This is a genomic window from Streptomyces sp. NPDC005808 (assembly GCF_042871385.1).
In the GTDB taxonomy this organism is placed as follows: domain Bacteria; phylum Actinomycetota; class Actinomycetes; order Streptomycetales; family Streptomycetaceae; genus Streptomyces.
Genome location: NZ_JBIAIK010000010.1, coordinates 130,111 through 146,791 on the forward strand (window position 1 = coordinate 130,111; position 16,681 = coordinate 146,791).

Here is a 16,681-nt window from a genome sequence, read left to right on the forward strand (position 1 = left end):
GTGAGTTTCGGGGAAATCTGCGGGTGGATGAGGCAGTACTCAGGCGACCTTGCCGACGTCCGCGGCCGCGGGCTCCCCGGCCTTCAGCAGCCTCAGCCGCGGCCCGGATCCGGACCGGCCGCCGCGGCGGTGCAGCCCACGCGCCGCGTAGTCGCCGGCGAACTGGATGACCGAGATGACCACGGCGAGGATCCCTACGGTGATCCACATCAGCTCGGTCTCGAAGCGCTGGTAGCCGTACCGGATCGCGATGTCGCCGAGGCCTCCGGCGCCGACGGTGCCGGCCATCGCCGAGTAGCCGATGAGGGCGACGATCGTGGTGGTCGCCGAGGAGATCAGCGACGGCAGGGACTCCGGCACGAGGACCTTGCGGACGACGGTCCAGGTGTTGCCGCCCATCGACTGCACGGCCTCGACGAGCCCGCCGTCCACTTCGCGGACAGCGGTCTCGACAAGCCGCGCGAAGAAGGGGATCGCCCCGATCGCGAGCGGCACGATGGCGGCCTCACGGCCGATCGTCGACCCGGTGAGCCAGCGTGTGAAGCCCATCAGCGCGACCATCAGGATGATGAACGGCATGGAGCGGGCGATGTTCACGATCTGCCCGATGACCCTGTTCGCCAGCACGTTCTGGAGCAGTCCGCCGCGGTCGGTGAGGACGAGCAGGATGCCGAGCGGCAGACCGCCGGCGACGGCTATGAGCGTGGACCAGCCCACCATGTAGAAGGTGTCCCAACACGCCTGCGACAGCAGTGGCTGCATCTCCGACCAGGTCACTTGGCACTCTCCTTCAGCAGTACGGGCGCCTGGCCCTGCACGTCGATCTGCAGCCCCTGCTCACGCAGGAACCCGATCGGCACGACGTTCTCCTCGTAGCGGCCGGGCAGTTCGATGCGCATCCGGCCGACCTGCTTGCCCGCGACGGTGTCCATCGCGGCACCGAGGATCGAGATGTCGATGTTGTAGGTGCGGGAGAGCTGGGAGATGACGGGCCGGGTGGCAGCCTCGCCGTGGAAGGTGACGTCGACGACCGTGCGGTCGTCGTCGGTCGGGTCGCCGCTCACCGGGAAGAGCGCGGCGGCCAGTTCGGAGCCGGGCGTCGCGAGCAGCTCGCTGACGGTGCCGGACTCGACGATCCTGCCGTTCTCCATGAGGGCGGCCGAGTCGCAGACGGTCTTGACGACGTCCATCTCGTGCGTGATGAGCAGGACGGTCAGGCCCAGCTGCCGGTTCAGGTCGCGCAGCAACTGGAGGATGGAGCGGGTGGTCTCCGGGTCGAGGGCGCTGGTCGCCTCGTCGGAGAGCAGCACCTTCGGGTCCCCGGCGAGGGCGCGGGCGATGCCGACGCGCTGCTTCTGGCCGCCGGAGAGCTGGGCCGGGTAGGACTTCGCCTTGTCGGAGAGGCGGACCAGGTCGAGCAGTTCGAGCGCCTTGCGTGAGCGCTCCCTGCCGGAGACGCCGAGGATCTCCAGCGGCAGCTCCACGTTGTCCTGGACGGTGCGCGAGGACAGCAGGTTGAAGTGCTGGAAGACCATCCCGATGTGGCTGCGCGCCTCGCGGAGCTCCCTGCCCGCGCGGGGGCCGCGGCCGGCGAGCGCCGTGAGGTCCCGTCCGGCGACGGTGACCGTGCCGGAGGTGGGGCGTTCCAGGAGGTTGACGCAGCGGATGAGCGAGGACTTGCCGGCGCCGGACTGGCCGATGACGCCGTACACCTCGCCTTCGCGGACGTGCAGATCGACGCCGTCCAGGGCGGTGACCTCACGGCCGCGCGAACGGTAGACCTTGGTGAGGTCCGTGGTGGTGATCACTGGGGTTTCCGTCACTGTCGAGTGCAGGGCGTGGGTGTGCGCCGGGCACGGGTGCATTCGGTCTTGGACGCGGCACGGTTCTCGCGGTGGCGATGGCAGCCGGGGTCTGAAGAAGAATCGTGTGCGCGGGGCAGCGACCGTCACGTCCGGGGACGGACAGGGCGCGCCGGCTCGCTTCGGGGCGCGAGACTCGGGGTGGTGCGAGGGCCCTCTAGAAGGCGCACATTCGACACATACAACGAGCACCGGGCGTCATGGTCGCCTCGGTCGCAAGGGTGCGGCTGCTCGTCGTGGTCATGGGATCAAGTAAAGCAGACACACAGGTGGCGCCCCCCACCGCTGTCCGTATACCGGACAGCGGTGGACAGCTTTCAGCCCCGGCCGGAGATCTCCACTCCGTGCGCCGTGACCAGCGCCGACAGTGCGGAGAGGTCGTCGACCACGAGGTCGGCGTCCAGCTCGTGGGGCCGGTGGGTTGTGGCCAACGCCACGGTGGTCATTCCGGCGGCGCGGCCCGCCTGCAGGCCCGCCGGGGCGTCCTCGAAGACCACACAGCGGGCCGGGTCGACGCCCAGTTCGCGGGCGGCGAGGAGGTAGGGCTCGGGGTCGGGCTTGCCGCGGGTGATGTCGTCGGCGGTGATCAGCGTCTTGGGGCGGATGCCGACCTCGCCGAGCCGCGCCTCGGCCAGCCGCCGGGTGGCGGAGGTGACGACGGCCCAGCGGTCGGAGGGCAGGGAGGCGAGGAAATCGGCCGTCCCGGGAAGCAGCAGGACCCCGCCCGGTACGTCCTCCACCTCCAGCTGCTCGATGCGCGCGAGGGCCTCGGGGACCAGGTCGGCGGGCAGCAGGTCGGCGGCTATCTCGGCGGCGGGGCGGCCGTGCAGTTCGATCCGGGTGAAGTCCTCGGCGGTGATGCCGTACTCCTGGTACCACCGGGTCCAGCAGCGGTTCACCGACTCAAGGGATGAGACGAGTGTTCCGTCGTTGTCGAAGAGGAGAGCTTCAGCGTGGATCTTCATGCCTTCGACCCTACGGCGCACCCCGGGGGCAAGGGCACCAGGTCTTTTGGCCCGTAATAGGGTCGGCACATGCTTGATGCCCTGACGGTCGCCACGGCCGTCGCCGCGCTCGCGCTCGCCGCCTGGTGCGGCTGGGCCGCCTACCGCGATCAGCCCACCAAGGACTGGCACTTCATCGGCATGGCCGTCGTGTCACTCCTCGCCGCGGTCCAGCTGGTGATCGGCATCGTCCAGCTCGCGCGCGGTGAGAAGCCGGAACAGGGCACGACGATCTTCGTGGCGTATCTGGTCGGCGCCTTCGCCTGCATCCCGGCCGCGGGTTTCATGTCGCTGACCGAGCGCACCCGCTGGGGATCGATCACCGTGGCCGCCGGCGGCTTCGTCCTCGCCGTTCTCGAGGTGCGGCTCTATGACATCTGGGGAGGCTGAGATGACGGCCACGCAGGAGAACGGGACCGCACCTCAGAAGAAGAAGAAGAAGCGGACGCGGCTCATCAGCGGTCCCGGAATGCTGCTGGTCTGGCTGTACGGCGTAATGGTCGTCGGCGCTGTCTCGCGCAGCGCCGTGCAGATCTCGACGGAGTTCGACAAGGCCCCGCTCGCCTACTCGCTCTCCGCGCTCGCGGGGCTCGTCTACGGCTTCATCACGTACTCGCTCGTACGGGGCGGGGAGACGGCCCGCAGGGCGGCGCTGGTGTGCTGCGCCGCCGAGCTCGCGGGCGTGCTGATCGTCGGAACCTGGACGCTGGTGGAGCCGTCCGCCTTCCCCGACGCCACGGTGTGGTCGGACTACGGGATGGGCTATCTGTTCATCCCGGTGCTGCTGCCGGTGTCGGCGATGTACTGGCTTCGCAAGGCCGCTCGTACGACCACGCAGTGACCGGCCTACAACCGCTGCCCGGCAACCGCTAGGCGCTGGCGGCGAACGCGCCCGCGCGGGCGCCCTTCGCCAGGGTCACCAGCGTGAGCCGCTCGTCGACGCGCTCCGTGGACACCTGGGCGTAGCCGTGCTTGCGGTACAGCCGCAGGTTGTGGTCGCTGCGGTGGCCGGTGAAGAGTTCGAAGGACTTGGCCACGCCGTCCGCGCCGAGCCTGGCCTCGATCGCGGCGAGCAGCCGTCCGCCCAGCCCGTGGCGCTGCATGCGCGGGTGGACGATGAGCTTGTTGATACGGGCGATGCCCTCGGCGTCCACTGCGCCGCGGACCGAGGCCACCACCTCGTCGCCGAGCCGGGCCACCAGGACGGTGCCTTCGGCGAGCTCGGCCCTGAGGGAGTCGAGCGGCTGGGTGAGCGGCTCGATGCCGTAGTCGCCGTACAGCTCGGCCTCGCGCTGGTAGCAGAGGTACTGCAGCTTGAGGATCTGCTCGGCGTCCTGCGTGGTCGCCGCCGAGATGGTCACGCTCATGCCCATGTGTGCACGCCTCCCGCTCACCTGTTCCACCGGTCGTCCCCCACTCCTATCCCCGCGGTTCCCCGGCCGCAACCTCCGGCGTGAGCAAACGACGCAGACATCCCAGACATCGGGAACGTTCCGGGCCGAGGCTGCCCTGTGAGATACCCAACTCCCCCGCGATCTCGCGGTAGGTGAGGTCCTTCGGGGAGAGCAGCGCCGTCAGCAGGCTCGGGCAGCGGCCGGGCAGGCGGCGTACCGCGTCATACAACGCGCGATGGCGGGCGGCGGTCATCGCCTGCTGTTCGGGGCCGGGGCCGCGGTCGTCGGCGGGATCGGCGGCGTACGGCTGTTCGACGCGGGCCGTACGGCGGCTGCGGCGGGCCTCGGAGCGGACCGCTCGGCGCAGCCAGCCCTGCGGGTCGACGGGTGGGCCGTCCGTGTCGAGACGCTCCAGGAGGCGCAGCCAGACGGCCTGCTCCAGGTCGCCTTGTTCGGCGCCGGACGCATATGCCTCGGCCGAGGCCTCGGCGGCGAGCAGTGGGCGCAGGGTGGCAACCATCTCGTGTGTCATATGCGGCACGACGCGGCCGCCCCGGCGGGTGGTTGCCGGAGCGGCCGTCTGTCACCCCAACCGGGATGGCGGGGTCATCCGTTGACGAAGTCCGCGCGGGCGAGCACCCCGGTGTCGGCGTTGTCGGTGAAGACGCCGTCGATGCCCGTCTCGAAGTAGACCTTGAAGACGCCGAAGACGTCTCCGTAGGCGTCCGCGTCCGTGCCCTTGCGGTAGGCCGGCGGCAGGAAGGGGTTCTCGTTGCGCATGGTGTAGGGGTGCAGGATCAGGCCCTGCGCGTGTGCGTCCCTGACCAGGGTGGTCGGCTTGGTGAAGTCGCCGTTCGCGTCCTTCGGGATGATCAGGTTCAGCGTGGGGCCGATTCCCTGGGCGTAGGAGGCGATCTCCTTGAGGCCCTTGGGGGTGACGAGGTCGGCGACGGTGCGCGGGTCGCCGGTCGTGACGAAGTCGAAAGGCCTGGTGTTCGCGGCGTCGAGCAGGACCGCGAGCGGGTTGTCGACGAGCTTGTTCATGTGCTGGATGCTGGTCGGCTCGAAGGACTGGATGATGACCGGCGAGTTCTTCTTGTCCTTGCCCGCCTTGCGCAGCAGCTTGGCGAGCATCTGCTCGGTGTCCAGGCCGAGCGCCCGGAAGTAGGTGGGGTGCTTGAGCTCGGGGTAGATCCAGACCTGCTTGCCGCGCTTGCGGGTCTGCTCGTCCTGCCACTTGAGCACCTCTTCGAACGTGGGGATCTCCCAGCGTCCGTTGTAGAGGGTGTTGTGCGGGCGGTTGGCGGGGATGCGCTCGATCGCCCGCAGGGTCTTCAGCTCGGCGAGCGTGAAGTCCTCGGTGAACCAGCCGGTGACGGCGACGCCGTCAAGACTCTTCGTGGTCTTGCGACTGGCGAACTCGGGGTGGTCCGCGACGTCGGTGGTGCCGCCGATCTCCGGCTCGTGGCGGCATACGAGGTGACCGTCCTTGGTGGGTACCAGGTCGCCGGCCTCGACGACGTCCGCGCCGAGGTCGAGGGCGAGCTGGTAGGACCCGAAGGTGTGCTCGGGGCGGTAGCCACTGGCCCCACGGTGTCCGATGATCGTCGGCTTCGGCAGGCTCTGGTAGCCGCCGCCCGACTTCTGCGCGTCCGCCCGGGCCACGCCGGGCAGTCCGAGGACCGCGCCGCCCGCCCCCAGCACCGCGGCTCCGAGCAGCGTCCGCCGTGCGGCGCCCCGCTTCTGTCCGTTCGACTCCTGCGCTCCCATGACCACTCCCGCTGTATTGCCCCCGCGCCTGACAAAGCGGCTCGATCGTAAGTTCCCTTGTGTTACGAGAGGGAGACCTGGGGCGAAACACGCGGGTTCCCCTGCGTGTCGTACGGAACAAGCATGGTGACGGCGCGTCGGCTTTGAATCGGCTGTGCAGGGTACCCGCAGAGCAGCAGCACGGTGAACGTCCACCGCCGGTCGCCGGGTGCTGGGCGGTGAACGGTCGCAGACGGTGATCAGATACGGCGGCGGGCGTGCGGGGGCGCCGGGCGCGAGATGGGTCACATCGTTCACGGCCGCGCGACGGCCTCTCCGGTGGGGCCACCGCAGGTAAACGTACGTCAACAGTGCGTATCCACTCCGTGAACCCGATGTGCAATGCCCCCGGGGCCGCGAGTATCGTCCTCACCTGCACATACTCATACCGAATCCCTTGACACCGGAGGGCCCGTTGTCCCGCTTCGCGCTCATCAAGGCAGTGCTCGGACCGATCATGCGCCTGATGTTCCGCCCCCGGGTGGAAGGTGCGGAGAACATCCCGGGCGAAGGTCCGGTGATCCTGGCCGGCAACCACCTCACGTTCATCGACTCGATCATCATGCCGCTGTTCTGCGACCGTCAGGTCTTCTTCCTCGGCAAGGACGAGTACGTCACCGGCAAGGGCGTCAAGGGCCGTCTGATGGCCTGGTTCTTCACCGGCTGCGGCATGATCCCGGTCGACCGCGACGGCGGGCGCGGCGGTGTCGCGGCGCTGATGACCGGCCGTCGTGTGCTGGAGGACGGCAAGGTCTTCAGCATCTACCCGGAGGGCACCCGTTCTCCCGACGGCCGGCTCTACCGGGGTCGTACGGGGATCGCCCGGCTGGCGATGATGACCGGTGCGCCCATCGTCCCGTTCGCCATCATCGGCACGGACAAGATCCAGCCCGGCGGTGCCGGCTTCCCGCGCCCCGGCCGGGTCACGGTCCGTTTCGGTCAGGCGATGGAGTTCTCGCGGTACGAGGGCATGGATCGCGACCGCTATGTCCTGCGGGCCGTGACGGACTCGGTGATGACCGAGGTCATGCGGCTGTCGGGTCAGGAGTACGTGGACATGTACGCCACGAAGGCGAAGGCCGCGTAGGCGCTCCGCTGGTTACGCCGGGGAACTGCAGGCGCCGGTTCAGCGCCGACCGTTCGTGACCCGTCCTGCCGTTCGCGGCGCCTCTGGCCGACTGGACAGGCTGCTCCTCGGGCGGCCCGCCGTTCGTATGTCCGGCACCGGGGGCGGGGAACCACAGGACGAACGTGGAGCCCTCGCCCACTCGGGAGAACAGCCTCACCCGACCCGCGTGTGACTCCACGATCTGCCGGACGATCGCAAGGCCTAGTCCGGCGTGCCGGTCGCGCCCGCCGCCGTTGGCCTTCGCCCGCCAGAACCGGTCGAAGACCCGGGCCTGGTCACCGTCGAGGATGCCCGGTCCCTCGTCCCGCACGGATATCCACAGCCAGCTCTCCGTCCGTCCGGCGGACACGGTGATACGGGTGCCGGGCGGAGCGAGTCGTACGGCGTTCGAGAGCAGGTTGCCGACGGCTCTGCGCAGCGCGTCGTGGTCGCCGATGACGGTCAGGCCGGTGCTCAGCCTGCGCCGCAGGACGAGTCCCCGCTCGGCGGCCGGAGAAGTGACGGACGTGTCATGGTCGGTGGCTCCTTCGGCCGTGTGGGACGACGTCGGATACGGAGCCAAGACCATCAGGTGGGGGCGAAAACGAGCTTAAAGCCGGGATCCGCCTACGGGTTGGGCCGTCGGCCGGTCCGTTTTCGGCACGTCCGCGGCGCTCTCCTCCAGCTGCTGGCCGCGCAGCAGGAACCACGCCGCCACCGCGGTGCCGAGCAGCACCACCGCGCCGGCGCCCGCGGCGAGCGTGAGCCCGTCGACGAACGCGGTGCGGGCCGAGTCCATCAGGGCAGCCGCGGTGTCCGCGGGCAGACCGGCCGCCGACTCGACGGCGCCCCCGAGGGACTCGTGGGCCTCGGCCGGTGTACCGGCGCGTCCGGTGAAGCCTGCGTAGACGCTGGTCACGATCGAGCCGAGGAGGGCGATGCCGAGGGCGGCGCCGAGTTCGTACGCCGTCTCGGAGACCGCGGACGCGGAGCCCGCCTGCTCCTTGGGCACGCTGGAGAGGATCACGTCGGCCGTGACGGTGAAGGAGAATCCCGCGCCGATGCCGACGACCAGCAGCGCGGCGCCGAGCAGCGGATAGCCGGTGGACCGGCTCAGCAGGGTGAGCGCGGCGAGCGCCAGGCCCACCGCCGCGAGACCACCGGTGACCACGGCGCGCACCGAGAACCGCCGCGCGACCGTACCCGCGATCAGACCCGCGGCCACCGCGCCGATCGCGGCGGGCAGTTCGGCGAGGCCGGCCTCCAACGGGCCCCTGCCCTGTACGAGTTGCAGGTACTGCGAAAGGAAGAAGACCAGCCCGGACAGGCCGAGGATGGTGAAAAGGTCGGCGAGCACAGCTCCGGAGAAGCCTCGGTGACGAAAGAGACGCATGTCCAACAACGGTGAGGAAAGGGTGAGTTGGCGCCGTACGAACCAGTAGAGGGCGCCGGCGCCGAGCAGCCCGGCGGTCACCGCCGGCCACTCGAAGCCGTGCGTGGCGGCCTCCTTCACCGCGTACACGACGCCGATCACGCCGATGAGGGAGAGTCCGACGCTGGTCAGGTCCCACGGGCCGGGGCTCGGGGTGCGCGACTCGGGCAGCAGCTTGACGCCGACGAGGACGAGGACGGCCATCACGGGCAGGTTGATCAGGAAGACCGAGCCCCACCAGAAGTGTTCGAGCAGGAATCCGCCCACCACGGGGCCGACCGCCGTACCGGCGGAGGCGGCCGCGCCCCAGATACCGACGGCGAGACTGCGCTCGCGAGGGTCGTGGAAGAGGTTGCGGATCAGGGCGAGCGTGGCGGGCATCAGGGTCGCACCCGCGACACCGAGCAACGCCCTTGCCAGGATCATCAGTTCAGGTGTCGTCGCATACGCGTTGAGGACGGATATCGCGCCGAAGGCCGTGGCGCCGATCAGCAGCAGCTTCTTGCGGCCGATGCGGTCACCGAGGCTGCCCATGGATACGAGCAGGCCCGCGATCACGAAGGAGTAGACGTCACCGATCCACAGCAGCTGCGTCCCGGACGGCTTCAGGTCCTCGCTGATGTACGGGGTGGCGAGGCCGAGGACGGTCGCGTCGACGGCCACCAGCAGCACGGCCAGGACGAGGACGCAGAGCGCCGGCCAACGGCCCGGGCGCTTCTCCACCTCCGCCACGGATGCCGGCTGCAGAGTGCTGGTCATGATTCCTCTCTCCTTAGTGCACCGCCGAGCAACAGCTCGACGGTCATGAAGTGAAAGTCCTTGGCGGCCACGCGGCCGTCCATCACGGCCCAGGCGCCGGAGGCCATCAGCCCGTAGAGCGCCTCGGTGAGCCAGGCCGGACTGAGGTCGATGCGGAACTCGCCGTGCTCCTGACCGCGCCGGAACAGGTCGCCGATGCGCTGGTCGAGACGGGCCCAGCCCTCGTGCTGTGCGTCGCCCTCGAAGAGCTGGTTCTCCGTGTAGAGGAAGGCCAGCAGGGCCGCGACGGGCTCGATCTCCGCCACCAGCCGCCGTACGGCTTCGCGCGCACTGCCCTCGTCGAGCAGGGCCGCGTCGAGGGCCGCGTCGCACTCCCGGATGCCGAGTTCTTCGAGCGCCCGGACGAGTGCGTCCCGCCCCGCGAACTGGCGGTGCAGCGTGGCCCGGCTGATCCCGGCCGCCTTGGCGACCTCGTCCATGGTGGCGGTGGATTTCCGGGTGAGCAGGGCGGCTGCGCTGCGCAGCACATGTTCACGGTCGACGGCCATGAGACAACTCTAACCCATATGAGACATCAACGTCTCATCGGGCGAGTGCGAGTCTCACCGCTCGGAGCTCATCGAGGTGCTCAGTGCCAGGGCAGCTGCCCGCGCCGCTCCCAGTAGGTGGCCGGTTCCTCCGCCAGCGCGTCGAGCCTGGCGAGCTGGTCGTCACCCAGGTCGACGACCGCCGCGTGCAGATTCGAGGCGAGCTGATTGACCGTGGCCGCGCCGGACAGGACGACTCCGGCCCAGGGCTGCCGCAGGACGAGAGCGAGGGCGACCGCGTCGGCGCCCAGCCCGGCCTCCCCCGCGATGTCGCGCAGACCGCCCGGTGCGTGCTCCGCCGCGAGACGTCCGTTGGCCATGGCCTCCTTGACGATCACGGTGAGTCCGGCGTCGTGGGCCTCGGCGAGCGCGGGCGCGGCCGAGGTCTCCAGCGCGTTGTACGTGGCCTGGACGGTACGGAAGAGAGGCTCGCCGTCGACGGTCACGGTGAGCGCGGCGCGGATCGCGTCGGCCTGGGCGGGCCCACTGGTGGAGAAGCCGATCGAAAGCCCCTGGACGGCGGCCTCGGCCAGCTCGGCGTGGAGTTCCTTGTCGGTGAGGGCCGGACTGTCCGGGGTCACCGAGTGGATCTGGTAGAGGTCGAGCCGGTCGCCGAGCAACTCGGCGGTCTCGGCGCGCTGCTTCTCGTACGTGGCGACGCTGTGGTCCTTGACCTCGTGCGCCTCGGCGTCGGTGCGCCAGGCCGCCGTGTAGGTGTAACCCCACTTGCTGCCGATCACGACGTCGTCGATGTCGGGCCTGCTGTGCAGCCAGTCGGCGAGGAACTCCTCGGAGCGGCCGTACGAGCGGGCCACATCGAAGTAGCGCACACCCTGGGCGTGGGCGGCGTCGAGGAGTTCGTGGGTGCGGGCGCGCAGCGTGTCGACGCTGCGGTTCTCTCCGAGGTCGCGGTCCCGGCCGAGGGTGATGTAGCCGGGGCGGCCGACCGCCGCGAGGCCCAGGCCGATGTGGCAGGTGGGGGTCGTCGCTGTGGCCAGTCGGGCGAAGGGCATCACGGGCTCCGTTCGGTCGGCTCCGGTACGGCTTCGACCAACGTAACCCGCGATGCCCTTCGCTTCCGCCTCGGAGTTCGGTCCCTGCCGTGCCTCCGCCTCGGAGGTCCGTCCCTGCCGTGCCTCCGCCTCGGAGGTCGGTCCCTGCCGTGCTTCGGCCGGCGCGGGAGCGTCGTGGTCCCTACGTGCGGTTCCCCGCGCCCCTGACGGTCACTGCTTGTTCTTGGCCGTTGCCCACTTGTGCTGGGCCGCCACGTCCTGCTTCACCTCTGCCAGCTGGATCGCGACCGCGCTCGGCGCCGTCCCGCCGCGGCCGTCGCGGGAGGCCAGGGCACCGTGGACGTTGAGGACCGTCCGCACCTCCGGCGTCAGATGCGCGGAGATCTTCGCGAACTGCTCGTCGGTCAGGCCGTCCAGCTCGATGCCGTCGGCCTCGGCGACCTTCACGCACTCGCCGGCGACCTCGTGTGCGACGCGGAACGGCACGCCCTGCTTGACCAGCCACTCGGCGATGTCGGTGGCGAGCGAGAAGCCGGCCGGGGCCAGCTCCTCCATGCGCTCGCGGTTGACGGTCAGGGTCGCCATCATGCCGGTGAAGGCGGGGAGCAGGACCTCCAGCTGGTCGCAGGAGTCGAAGACCGGCTCCTTGTCCTCCTGGAGGTCGCGGTTGTACGCGAGCGGGAGGGCCTTGAGTGTCGCCATCAGGCCGGTCAGGTTGCCGATGAGGCGGCCGCTCTTGCCGCGCGCCAGCTCCGCGATGTCCGGGTTCTTCTTCTGCGGCATGATCGACGAGCCCGTGGAGAACGCGTCGTGGAGGGTGACGAAGGAGAACTCCTTCGTGTTCCAGATGATGATCTCTTCGGCGATCCGGGAGAGATTCACGCCGATCATCGCGGTGATGAAGGCGAACTCGGCGACGAAGTCACGGGAGGCCGTGCCGTCGATGGAGTTGGCCACGCTGCCGTGCTCGAAGCCGAGGTCCTTGGCGACAGACTCCGGGTCCAGGCCGAGAGACGAACCGGCCAGAGCGCCCGAGCCGTACGGCGACACCGCCGTCCGCTCGTCCCACTGGCGCAGGCGCTCCGCGTCCCGGGCCAGGGGCTGGACGTGGGCCAGGACATGGTGCGCGAACAGCACCGGCTGGGCGTGCTGAAGGTGGGTGCGGCCGGGCATCGCGACGTCCGGGTGGGCCTCCGCGAGGCCGATCAGCGCGTCCTGGAGATCGGCGATCAGACCGCCGATGATCCGGGCGTGGTCCCGCAGGTACATCCGGAAGAGGGTGGCGACCTGGTCGTTGCGGGAGCGGCCGGCCCGGAGCTTGCCGCCGAGGTCGGGGCCGAGGATCTCCAACAGGCCGCGCTCCAGGGCCGTATGGACGTCCTCGTCGGCGATCGTGCCGACGAGGGAGCCGTCGGCGACGTCCGCCGCGAGCTGGTCGAGGCCCCCGAGCATGCGCGTCAGCTCGTCGTCCGTGAGCAGGCCCGCCTTGTGCAGCACGCGCGCGTGGGCACGCGATCCGGCGATGTCGTACGGCGCGAGGCGCCAGTCGAAGTGGACGGACGCGGACAGCTTGGCCAGGGCCTCGGCGGGACCGTCGGCGAAACGGCCGCCCCAGAGCCGTACGTCACCGCTGTTGCTGCTCACTTGCTGTGCTCCTCGGAAGGTGGGTGGATGTGCGACCGCCTCCCCACCACGAGGCGGCCGTCAGGCTGGTAAGGACGGAACCTACGCCAGGTCCCGCTGCGCCGCGATCTTCGACGACAGGCTGTAGATGTCGATGAAGCCCTTGGCCGCGGCCTGGTCGAAACTGTCGCCCGTGTCGTACGTCGCGAGGTTGAAATCGTAGAGCGACGTTTCGGAGCGCCGGCCGGTGACGACGGCGCGGCCGCCGTGCAGCGTCATCCGGATGTCGCCGTTGACGTGCTGGCTGGCTTCGTCGATGAAGCCGTCCAGGGCGCGCTTGAGCGGGGAGAACCACTGGCCGTCGTAGACCAGTTCGCCCCAGCGCTGCTCCACCTGCCGCTTGTAGCGGGCAAGTTCACGCTCGACGGTGACGTTCTCCAGCTCCTGGTGGGCGGTGATCAGGGCGATCGCGCCCGGAGCCTCGTACACCTCACGGGACTTGATGCCCACGAGGCGGTCCTCGACCATGTCGATCCGGCCGATGCCCTGGGCGCCGGCGCGCTCGTTCAGTTGCTGGATGGCCTGCAGGACGGAGACGGGCCTGCCGTCGATCGCGACGGGGACGCCCGCTTTGAAGGAGATGACGACCTCGTCGGCCTCCCGGGGCTCGGCCGGGTTCGAGGTGTACTCGTAGATGTCCTCGATCGGCGCGTTCCAGATGTCCTCCAGGAAGCCCGTCTCGACAGCCCGCCCGAACACGTTCTGGTCGATGGAGTACGGGGACTTCTTGGAGGTGGCGATCGGGAGCTGCTTCTCCTCGCAGAAGGCGATCGCCTTGTCACGGGTCATCGCATAGTCGCGGACCGGGGCGATGCACCGGAGGTCGGGGGCGAGAGCGACGATGCCGGCCTCGAAGCGGACCTGGTCGTTGCCCTTGCCGGTGCAGCCGTGCGCGACCGTGGTGGCGCCGTGCTTCTGGGCGGCGGCGACGAGGTGCTTGACGATCGTCGGCCGGGAGAGCGCGGAGACCAGCGGATAGCGGTCCATGTAGAGGGCGTTGGCCTTGATCGCCGGGAGGCAGTACTCCTCGGCGAACTCGTCCTTGGCGTCCGCGACCTCGGCCTCGACGGCACCGCAGGCGAGCGCACGCTTGCGGATGACGTCCAGGTCCTCGCCACCCTGGCCGACGTCCACGGCGACGGCGATGACCTCGGCGCCCGTCTCCTCGGCGATCCAGCCGATGGCGACTGAGGTGTCCAGACCGCCTGAGTAGGCGAGTACGACGCGCTCGGCCACGGGCTTCTCCTCACAATGCGTTCGCTGACATGTATGAGTATGCAGTGTGATGCATGATTCGTCAATCGGAACACGACCCCCGGACAGGCAGCCGCAGGCTTCGAAATTCCTTAGACAAAGTAAGGAACTTGCTCAATAATCGTTAGACATGGGAAAGACTTACGAACGCATTGACGGCAGACTGCGTACGTTCATCGAGGCGCAGCCCCTCTTCTTCACCGCGACCGCACCCCTGGCGGGGGACGGCACGATCAACCTCTCCCCCAAGGGACTCACCGGCTCCTTCGCCGTGCTGGACGAACTGACCGTGGCCTACCTGGACTTCGCGGGAAGCCATGCCGAGACGATCGCCCATCTGCGGGAGAACGGCCGGATCACCCTCATGTGGTGCGCCTTCCAAGGAGGGCCGAACATCGTCCGCGTGCACGGCCACGGTGAGCCCGTCTTCCGTGACGACCCCCGGTTCGGTGAACTGCTCGCCCACTTCCCGGACATCGACCCGACCCCGCACGGCCTCCGCGCCATCATCGTCGTGACGGCCGACCTGATCCGCGACAGCTGCGGGTACGCGGTGCCCTTCATGTCTTACGACGAGGACCGCGACGTGCACGCCAAGCGCTTCGCGCGCGAGGACGACGCCTCGCTCGACGCGTACTTCGGGAAGAAGGAACACATCGCGACGAGCATCGACGGCCTGCCCGGGCTGCCCCTGCCACTGCCTCCCACCCCTGCCTGAGCCTGCCTGCACGTCCGCCTGAGCCTGAACCCCTGCCTGAGCCTGAACTCCTACCTGGGCCTGAACTCCTGCCTGGGCCTGAATCCCTGCCTGGGCCTGCACCTCGCGGAATCTCGCACCACTCCGTGCCGTATGTCGGAGTACAGACAGTTTGTCGATCTCCGGGCTACATAGGGCTGTTGTGATTATTTGACGGAATTCTCCCTTCCGCCGTTCGCAGCCCTTACGCTCGGCAATACCGCCCTTTGGGCGGGAACGCCAGGAGCACATGGGGGATCAATGTTCCGACCCGCTCGCGAACCTCAGAGCAAACGTCATGTCCGCAACTCCTTCTTCGTTGTCGGCGAGGGCATCCTCGCCGACCCCGGGACCGAGGGCCCGGCAGATCGGCCGCCGACATCAACCATCGCCGCACTCCGCAAGTTCCAGTTCTCCCGCCTCGGCAAGCAGGCTGAGGAGACGCAATTACTCGACCGGGCCACCCGCCAGGAACTCGCCGAGGCGATGACGGACCGGACCCTCGCGCAGCCCGACTCGGACAATCCGACGGTGCCGGCGGGCTTCACGTATCTCGGTCAGTTCGTGGACCACGACCTGACCCTGGACGCCACGGCCGTACAGCTGGACGAGGACATCACGGTCCAGCAGCTGCTCCAGGGGCGCTCACCGGCCCTGGACCTCGACAGCCTCTACGGCCTCGGCCCGGAGAACCGCTTGGGCCGGCGGTTCTACGAGGACGACGGCATCCGGCTGAAGACCGGCACCACACAGGGCCTGGTGGACGGCGACGAGATCACCCGGCTTCCGCTCACCGGCTTCGATCTGCCCCGGGTGGGCGTCGGCTCACTGATCTCCGAGCGGCGCCGACCGCTGATTCCGGACGCGCGCAACGACGAGAACCTCATCGTCGCGCAGATCCACACCGCCTTCATCCGCTTCCACAACCGGCTCGCGACCGACCTTCTCGACAAGGGCGTGTCCAGTGCCGTGCTGTTCGAGTCGGCACGCGAGGCGATCGTCAAGCACTACCAGTGGATGGTCCGCCACGACTTCCTTCCGAGGATCGTCGACAGCGCCATCCTCGACGAGGTCTTCACCAAGGGGCGCACGTACTTCGAGCCGTCGGCACACGACCAGGAACACCCCACGATGCCGATCGAGTTCTCCGTGGCCGCCTACCGTCTCGGCCACAGCATGGTGCGAGGCGCCTACAACTGGAACAGGGTCTTCGACAACGGCGGCGGCACACTGCCGCTCCTGTTCCGCTTCACCGGCACCAGCGGCATCCTCTCGCCGCCGCCCGCTGACACCAGGGACCCCGAGGCGGGCAGCTTCGAGCACCTGCCCACCAACTGGATCGCCGACTTCCGGCGCCTGTTCGACTTCCGCGCGGGCGGCCGCGAGGACCTCGGCGTGACCGACGCGGAGTTCAACCTCGCCAAGCGCATCGACACCCTGCTGGTCAATCCGCTGGCCGACCTGCCGCTCGGCTCCTTCGGCGGGCGCGGACAGCCGCCGGTCGACGCCGCCGAGCTGAACCTGGCGTTTCGCAACCTCACCCGGGCCAACATGCTGAGTCTCGCGACGGGACAGCAGATGGCCGAGCAGCTCGGCGTGAAGCCGCTGCTCCCGTCCGACTTCGACAACCGTCCCGGCGGAGTCCAGATCTCCGACGCGCTCAAGGAGAAGCTCGTCGACAACTGCCCGCTGTGGTTCTACATCCTCCGCGAGGCCGAGGTGAACGGCGGCGGCCGGCTGACCGGCGTAGGCGGACGCATCGTCGCCGAGGTGTTCCACCGAGCCATCGAGGGCAGCCGGTACTCCATCGTCCGCGATCCGTTCTGGCGGCCCTTCCTCACCCCCGACCCGGAAAGGAAGAGCCGGGGCCTCTTCGAGATGACCGACCTGCTGCTGTACGCCTTCGAGGGCAGGACGACTCTCCTCAACCCCCTGGGTCCGTAACCGCAGACCCTGTGCACAGCGCGGATTCCGGGCGCCCGGGAGGGCACCCGGAATCCGCGGAACCACCGCCGGTCGACGCCGAATCCGCGGAACCAC

At 69.2% G+C, this 16,681-nt stretch carries 17 protein-coding genes; 5 read left to right on the forward strand and 12 right to left on the reverse strand.

Annotated elements, in window-relative coordinates; all coding sequences use genetic code 11:
- Positions 1-39: 39 nt before the first annotated feature.
- The 3 genes from ACFYPC_RS22940 to ACFYPC_RS22950 all read right to left on the reverse strand — a co-directional run bounded on the left by ACFYPC_RS22940 (position 40) and on the right by ACFYPC_RS22950 (position 2,827).
- A complete protein-coding gene (locus ACFYPC_RS22940; protein ID WP_388679163.1) occupies positions 40-777 on the reverse strand; it encodes a methionine ABC transporter permease in 738 nt (245 codons plus the stop codon).
- Positions 774-1,808: a methionine ABC transporter ATP-binding protein gene (locus ACFYPC_RS22945; protein ID WP_388679165.1), complete on the reverse strand. Its 1,035-nt coding sequence runs from the start codon at positions 1,806-1,808 to the stop codon at positions 774-776. Before ACFYPC_RS22945 ends, ACFYPC_RS22940 begins: the two co-directional genes overlap by 4 nt.
- 371 nt (positions 1,809-2,179) lie before the next feature.
- Positions 2,180-2,827 (reverse strand): HAD family hydrolase, encoded by a 648-nt coding sequence (locus ACFYPC_RS22950; RefSeq protein WP_388679168.1) that lies wholly within the window; start codon positions 2,825-2,827, stop codon positions 2,180-2,182.
- A 69-nt stretch (positions 2,828-2,896) separates the two neighbouring features.
- On the opposite strand from ACFYPC_RS22950, the gene ACFYPC_RS22955 reads away from it, so the two are divergent.
- The gene (locus ACFYPC_RS22955) at positions 2,897-3,256 is read left to right on the forward strand and encodes a hypothetical protein (protein ID WP_388679170.1); all 360 of its coding nucleotides are present in this window, start codon (positions 2,897-2,899) and stop codon (positions 3,254-3,256) included.
- Position 3,257: 1 nt separating this feature from the next.
- Positions 3,258-3,707, forward strand: coding sequence for a hypothetical protein (locus ACFYPC_RS22960; protein ID WP_388679173.1), 450 nt, complete (start codon positions 3,258-3,260; stop codon positions 3,705-3,707).
- Between the two features lie 28 nt (positions 3,708-3,735).
- On the opposite strand, the gene ACFYPC_RS22965 is transcribed toward ACFYPC_RS22960, so the two are convergent.
- The 3 genes from ACFYPC_RS22965 to ACFYPC_RS22975 form a co-directional block, all read right to left on the reverse strand.
- Complete coding sequence (locus ACFYPC_RS22965) at positions 3,736-4,239, reverse strand: GNAT family N-acetyltransferase (RefSeq protein WP_388679176.1); 504 nt, start codon at positions 4,237-4,239, stop codon at positions 3,736-3,738.
- A gap of 46 nt (positions 4,240-4,285) precedes the next feature.
- Positions 4,286-4,792, reverse strand: a complete 507-nt coding sequence (locus ACFYPC_RS22970; protein WP_388679179.1) for an RNA polymerase sigma factor — start codon at positions 4,790-4,792, stop codon at positions 4,286-4,288.
- A gap of 74 nt (positions 4,793-4,866) precedes the next feature.
- Positions 4,867-6,030 carry a glycerophosphodiester phosphodiesterase gene (locus ACFYPC_RS22975; RefSeq protein ID WP_388679182.1) on the reverse strand — a complete coding sequence of 388 codons (1,164 nt, stop codon included), beginning with the start codon at positions 6,028-6,030 and terminating at the stop codon, positions 4,867-4,869.
- A gap of 454 nt (positions 6,031-6,484) precedes the next feature.
- On the opposite strand from ACFYPC_RS22975, the gene ACFYPC_RS22980 reads away from it, so the two are divergent.
- On the forward strand, positions 6,485-7,156 hold the full coding sequence (locus tag ACFYPC_RS22980; protein ID WP_388679184.1) for a lysophospholipid acyltransferase family protein: 672 nt from the start codon (positions 6,485-6,487) through the stop codon (positions 7,154-7,156).
- Here ACFYPC_RS22980 and ACFYPC_RS22985 read toward each other — a convergent pair.
- The 6 genes from ACFYPC_RS22985 to ACFYPC_RS23010 form a co-directional block, all read right to left on the reverse strand.
- Positions 7,095-7,766, reverse strand: coding sequence for a sensor histidine kinase (locus tag ACFYPC_RS22985; protein ID WP_388679187.1), 672 nt, complete (start codon positions 7,764-7,766; stop codon positions 7,095-7,097). The two genes, ACFYPC_RS22980 and ACFYPC_RS22985, sit on opposite strands and share 62 nt — an antisense overlap.
- 21 nt (positions 7,767-7,787) lie before the next feature.
- Positions 7,788-9,368, reverse strand: a complete 1,581-nt coding sequence (locus tag ACFYPC_RS22990; protein ID WP_388679189.1) for an MFS transporter — start codon at positions 9,366-9,368, stop codon at positions 7,788-7,790.
- Complete coding sequence (locus ACFYPC_RS22995; protein WP_388679191.1) at positions 9,365-9,916, reverse strand: TetR/AcrR family transcriptional regulator; 552 nt, start codon at positions 9,914-9,916, stop codon at positions 9,365-9,367. The genes ACFYPC_RS22990 and ACFYPC_RS22995 overlap by 4 nt, the downstream gene beginning before the upstream one ends.
- Before the next feature lie 80 nt (positions 9,917-9,996).
- The gene (locus ACFYPC_RS23000) at positions 9,997-10,968 is read right to left on the reverse strand and encodes an aldo/keto reductase (protein WP_388679194.1); all 972 of its coding nucleotides are present in this window, start codon (positions 10,966-10,968) and stop codon (positions 9,997-9,999) included.
- A gap of 210 nt (positions 10,969-11,178) precedes the next feature.
- Positions 11,179-12,612, reverse strand: a complete 1,434-nt coding sequence (gene argH / locus ACFYPC_RS23005) for an argininosuccinate lyase (protein ID WP_388679196.1) — start codon at positions 12,610-12,612, stop codon at positions 11,179-11,181.
- Positions 12,613-12,693: 81 nt separating this feature from the next.
- Positions 12,694-13,887, reverse strand: coding sequence for an argininosuccinate synthase (locus ACFYPC_RS23010; RefSeq protein ID WP_388679199.1), 1,194 nt, complete (start codon positions 13,885-13,887; stop codon positions 12,694-12,696).
- A 148-nt stretch (positions 13,888-14,035) separates the two neighbouring features.
- Between ACFYPC_RS23010 and ACFYPC_RS23015 the strand changes: the two genes are divergently transcribed.
- Together ACFYPC_RS23015 and ACFYPC_RS23020 are read left to right on the forward strand one after the other, a co-directional pair.
- On the forward strand, positions 14,036-14,623 hold the full coding sequence (locus tag ACFYPC_RS23015) for a pyridoxamine 5'-phosphate oxidase family protein (RefSeq protein WP_388679202.1): 588 nt from the start codon (positions 14,036-14,038) through the stop codon (positions 14,621-14,623).
- Between the two features lie 279 nt (positions 14,624-14,902).
- A complete protein-coding gene (locus tag ACFYPC_RS23020; RefSeq protein ID WP_388679204.1) occupies positions 14,903-16,585 on the forward strand; it encodes a heme peroxidase family protein in 1,683 nt (560 codons plus the stop codon).
- Positions 16,586-16,681: the final 96 nt, after the last annotated feature.

Excerpts from the sequence above, each read along its gene's own strand:
- ACFYPC_RS22970 (WP_388679179.1), bottom strand. The coding sequence starts at position 4,792 with ATGACACACGAGATGGTTGCCACCCTGCGCCCACTGCTCGCCGCCGAG.
- ACFYPC_RS23015 (WP_388679202.1), top strand. The coding sequence starts at position 14,036 with ATGGGAAAGACTTACGAACGCATTGACGGCAGACTGCGTACGTTCATC.
- ACFYPC_RS23020 (WP_388679204.1), top strand. The coding sequence starts at position 14,903 with ATGTTCCGACCCGCTCGCGAACCTCAGAGCAAACGTCATGTCCGCAAC.
- ACFYPC_RS22995 (WP_388679191.1), bottom strand. The coding sequence starts at position 9,916 with ATGGCCGTCGACCGTGAACATGTGCTGCGCAGCGCAGCCGCCCTGCTC.
- ACFYPC_RS22955 (WP_388679170.1), top strand. The coding sequence starts at position 2,897 with ATGCTTGATGCCCTGACGGTCGCCACGGCCGTCGCCGCGCTCGCGCTC.
- ACFYPC_RS22960 (WP_388679173.1), top strand. The coding sequence starts at position 3,258 with ATGACGGCCACGCAGGAGAACGGGACCGCACCTCAGAAGAAGAAGAAG.
- ACFYPC_RS22985 (WP_388679187.1), bottom strand. The coding sequence starts at position 7,766 with ATGGTCTTGGCTCCGTATCCGACGTCGTCCCACACGGCCGAAGGAGCC.
- ACFYPC_RS22950 (WP_388679168.1), bottom strand. The coding sequence starts at position 2,827 with ATGAAGATCCACGCTGAAGCTCTCCTCTTCGACAACGACGGAACACTC.
- ACFYPC_RS22975 (WP_388679182.1), bottom strand. The coding sequence starts at position 6,030 with ATGGGAGCGCAGGAGTCGAACGGACAGAAGCGGGGCGCCGCACGGCGG.
- ACFYPC_RS22990 (WP_388679189.1), bottom strand. The coding sequence starts at position 9,368 with ATGACCAGCACTCTGCAGCCGGCATCCGTGGCGGAGGTGGAGAAGCGC.
- ACFYPC_RS23000 (WP_388679194.1), bottom strand. The coding sequence starts at position 10,968 with ATGCCCTTCGCCCGACTGGCCACAGCGACGACCCCCACCTGCCACATC.
- ACFYPC_RS22965 (WP_388679176.1), bottom strand. The coding sequence starts at position 4,239 with ATGGGCATGAGCGTGACCATCTCGGCGGCGACCACGCAGGACGCCGAG.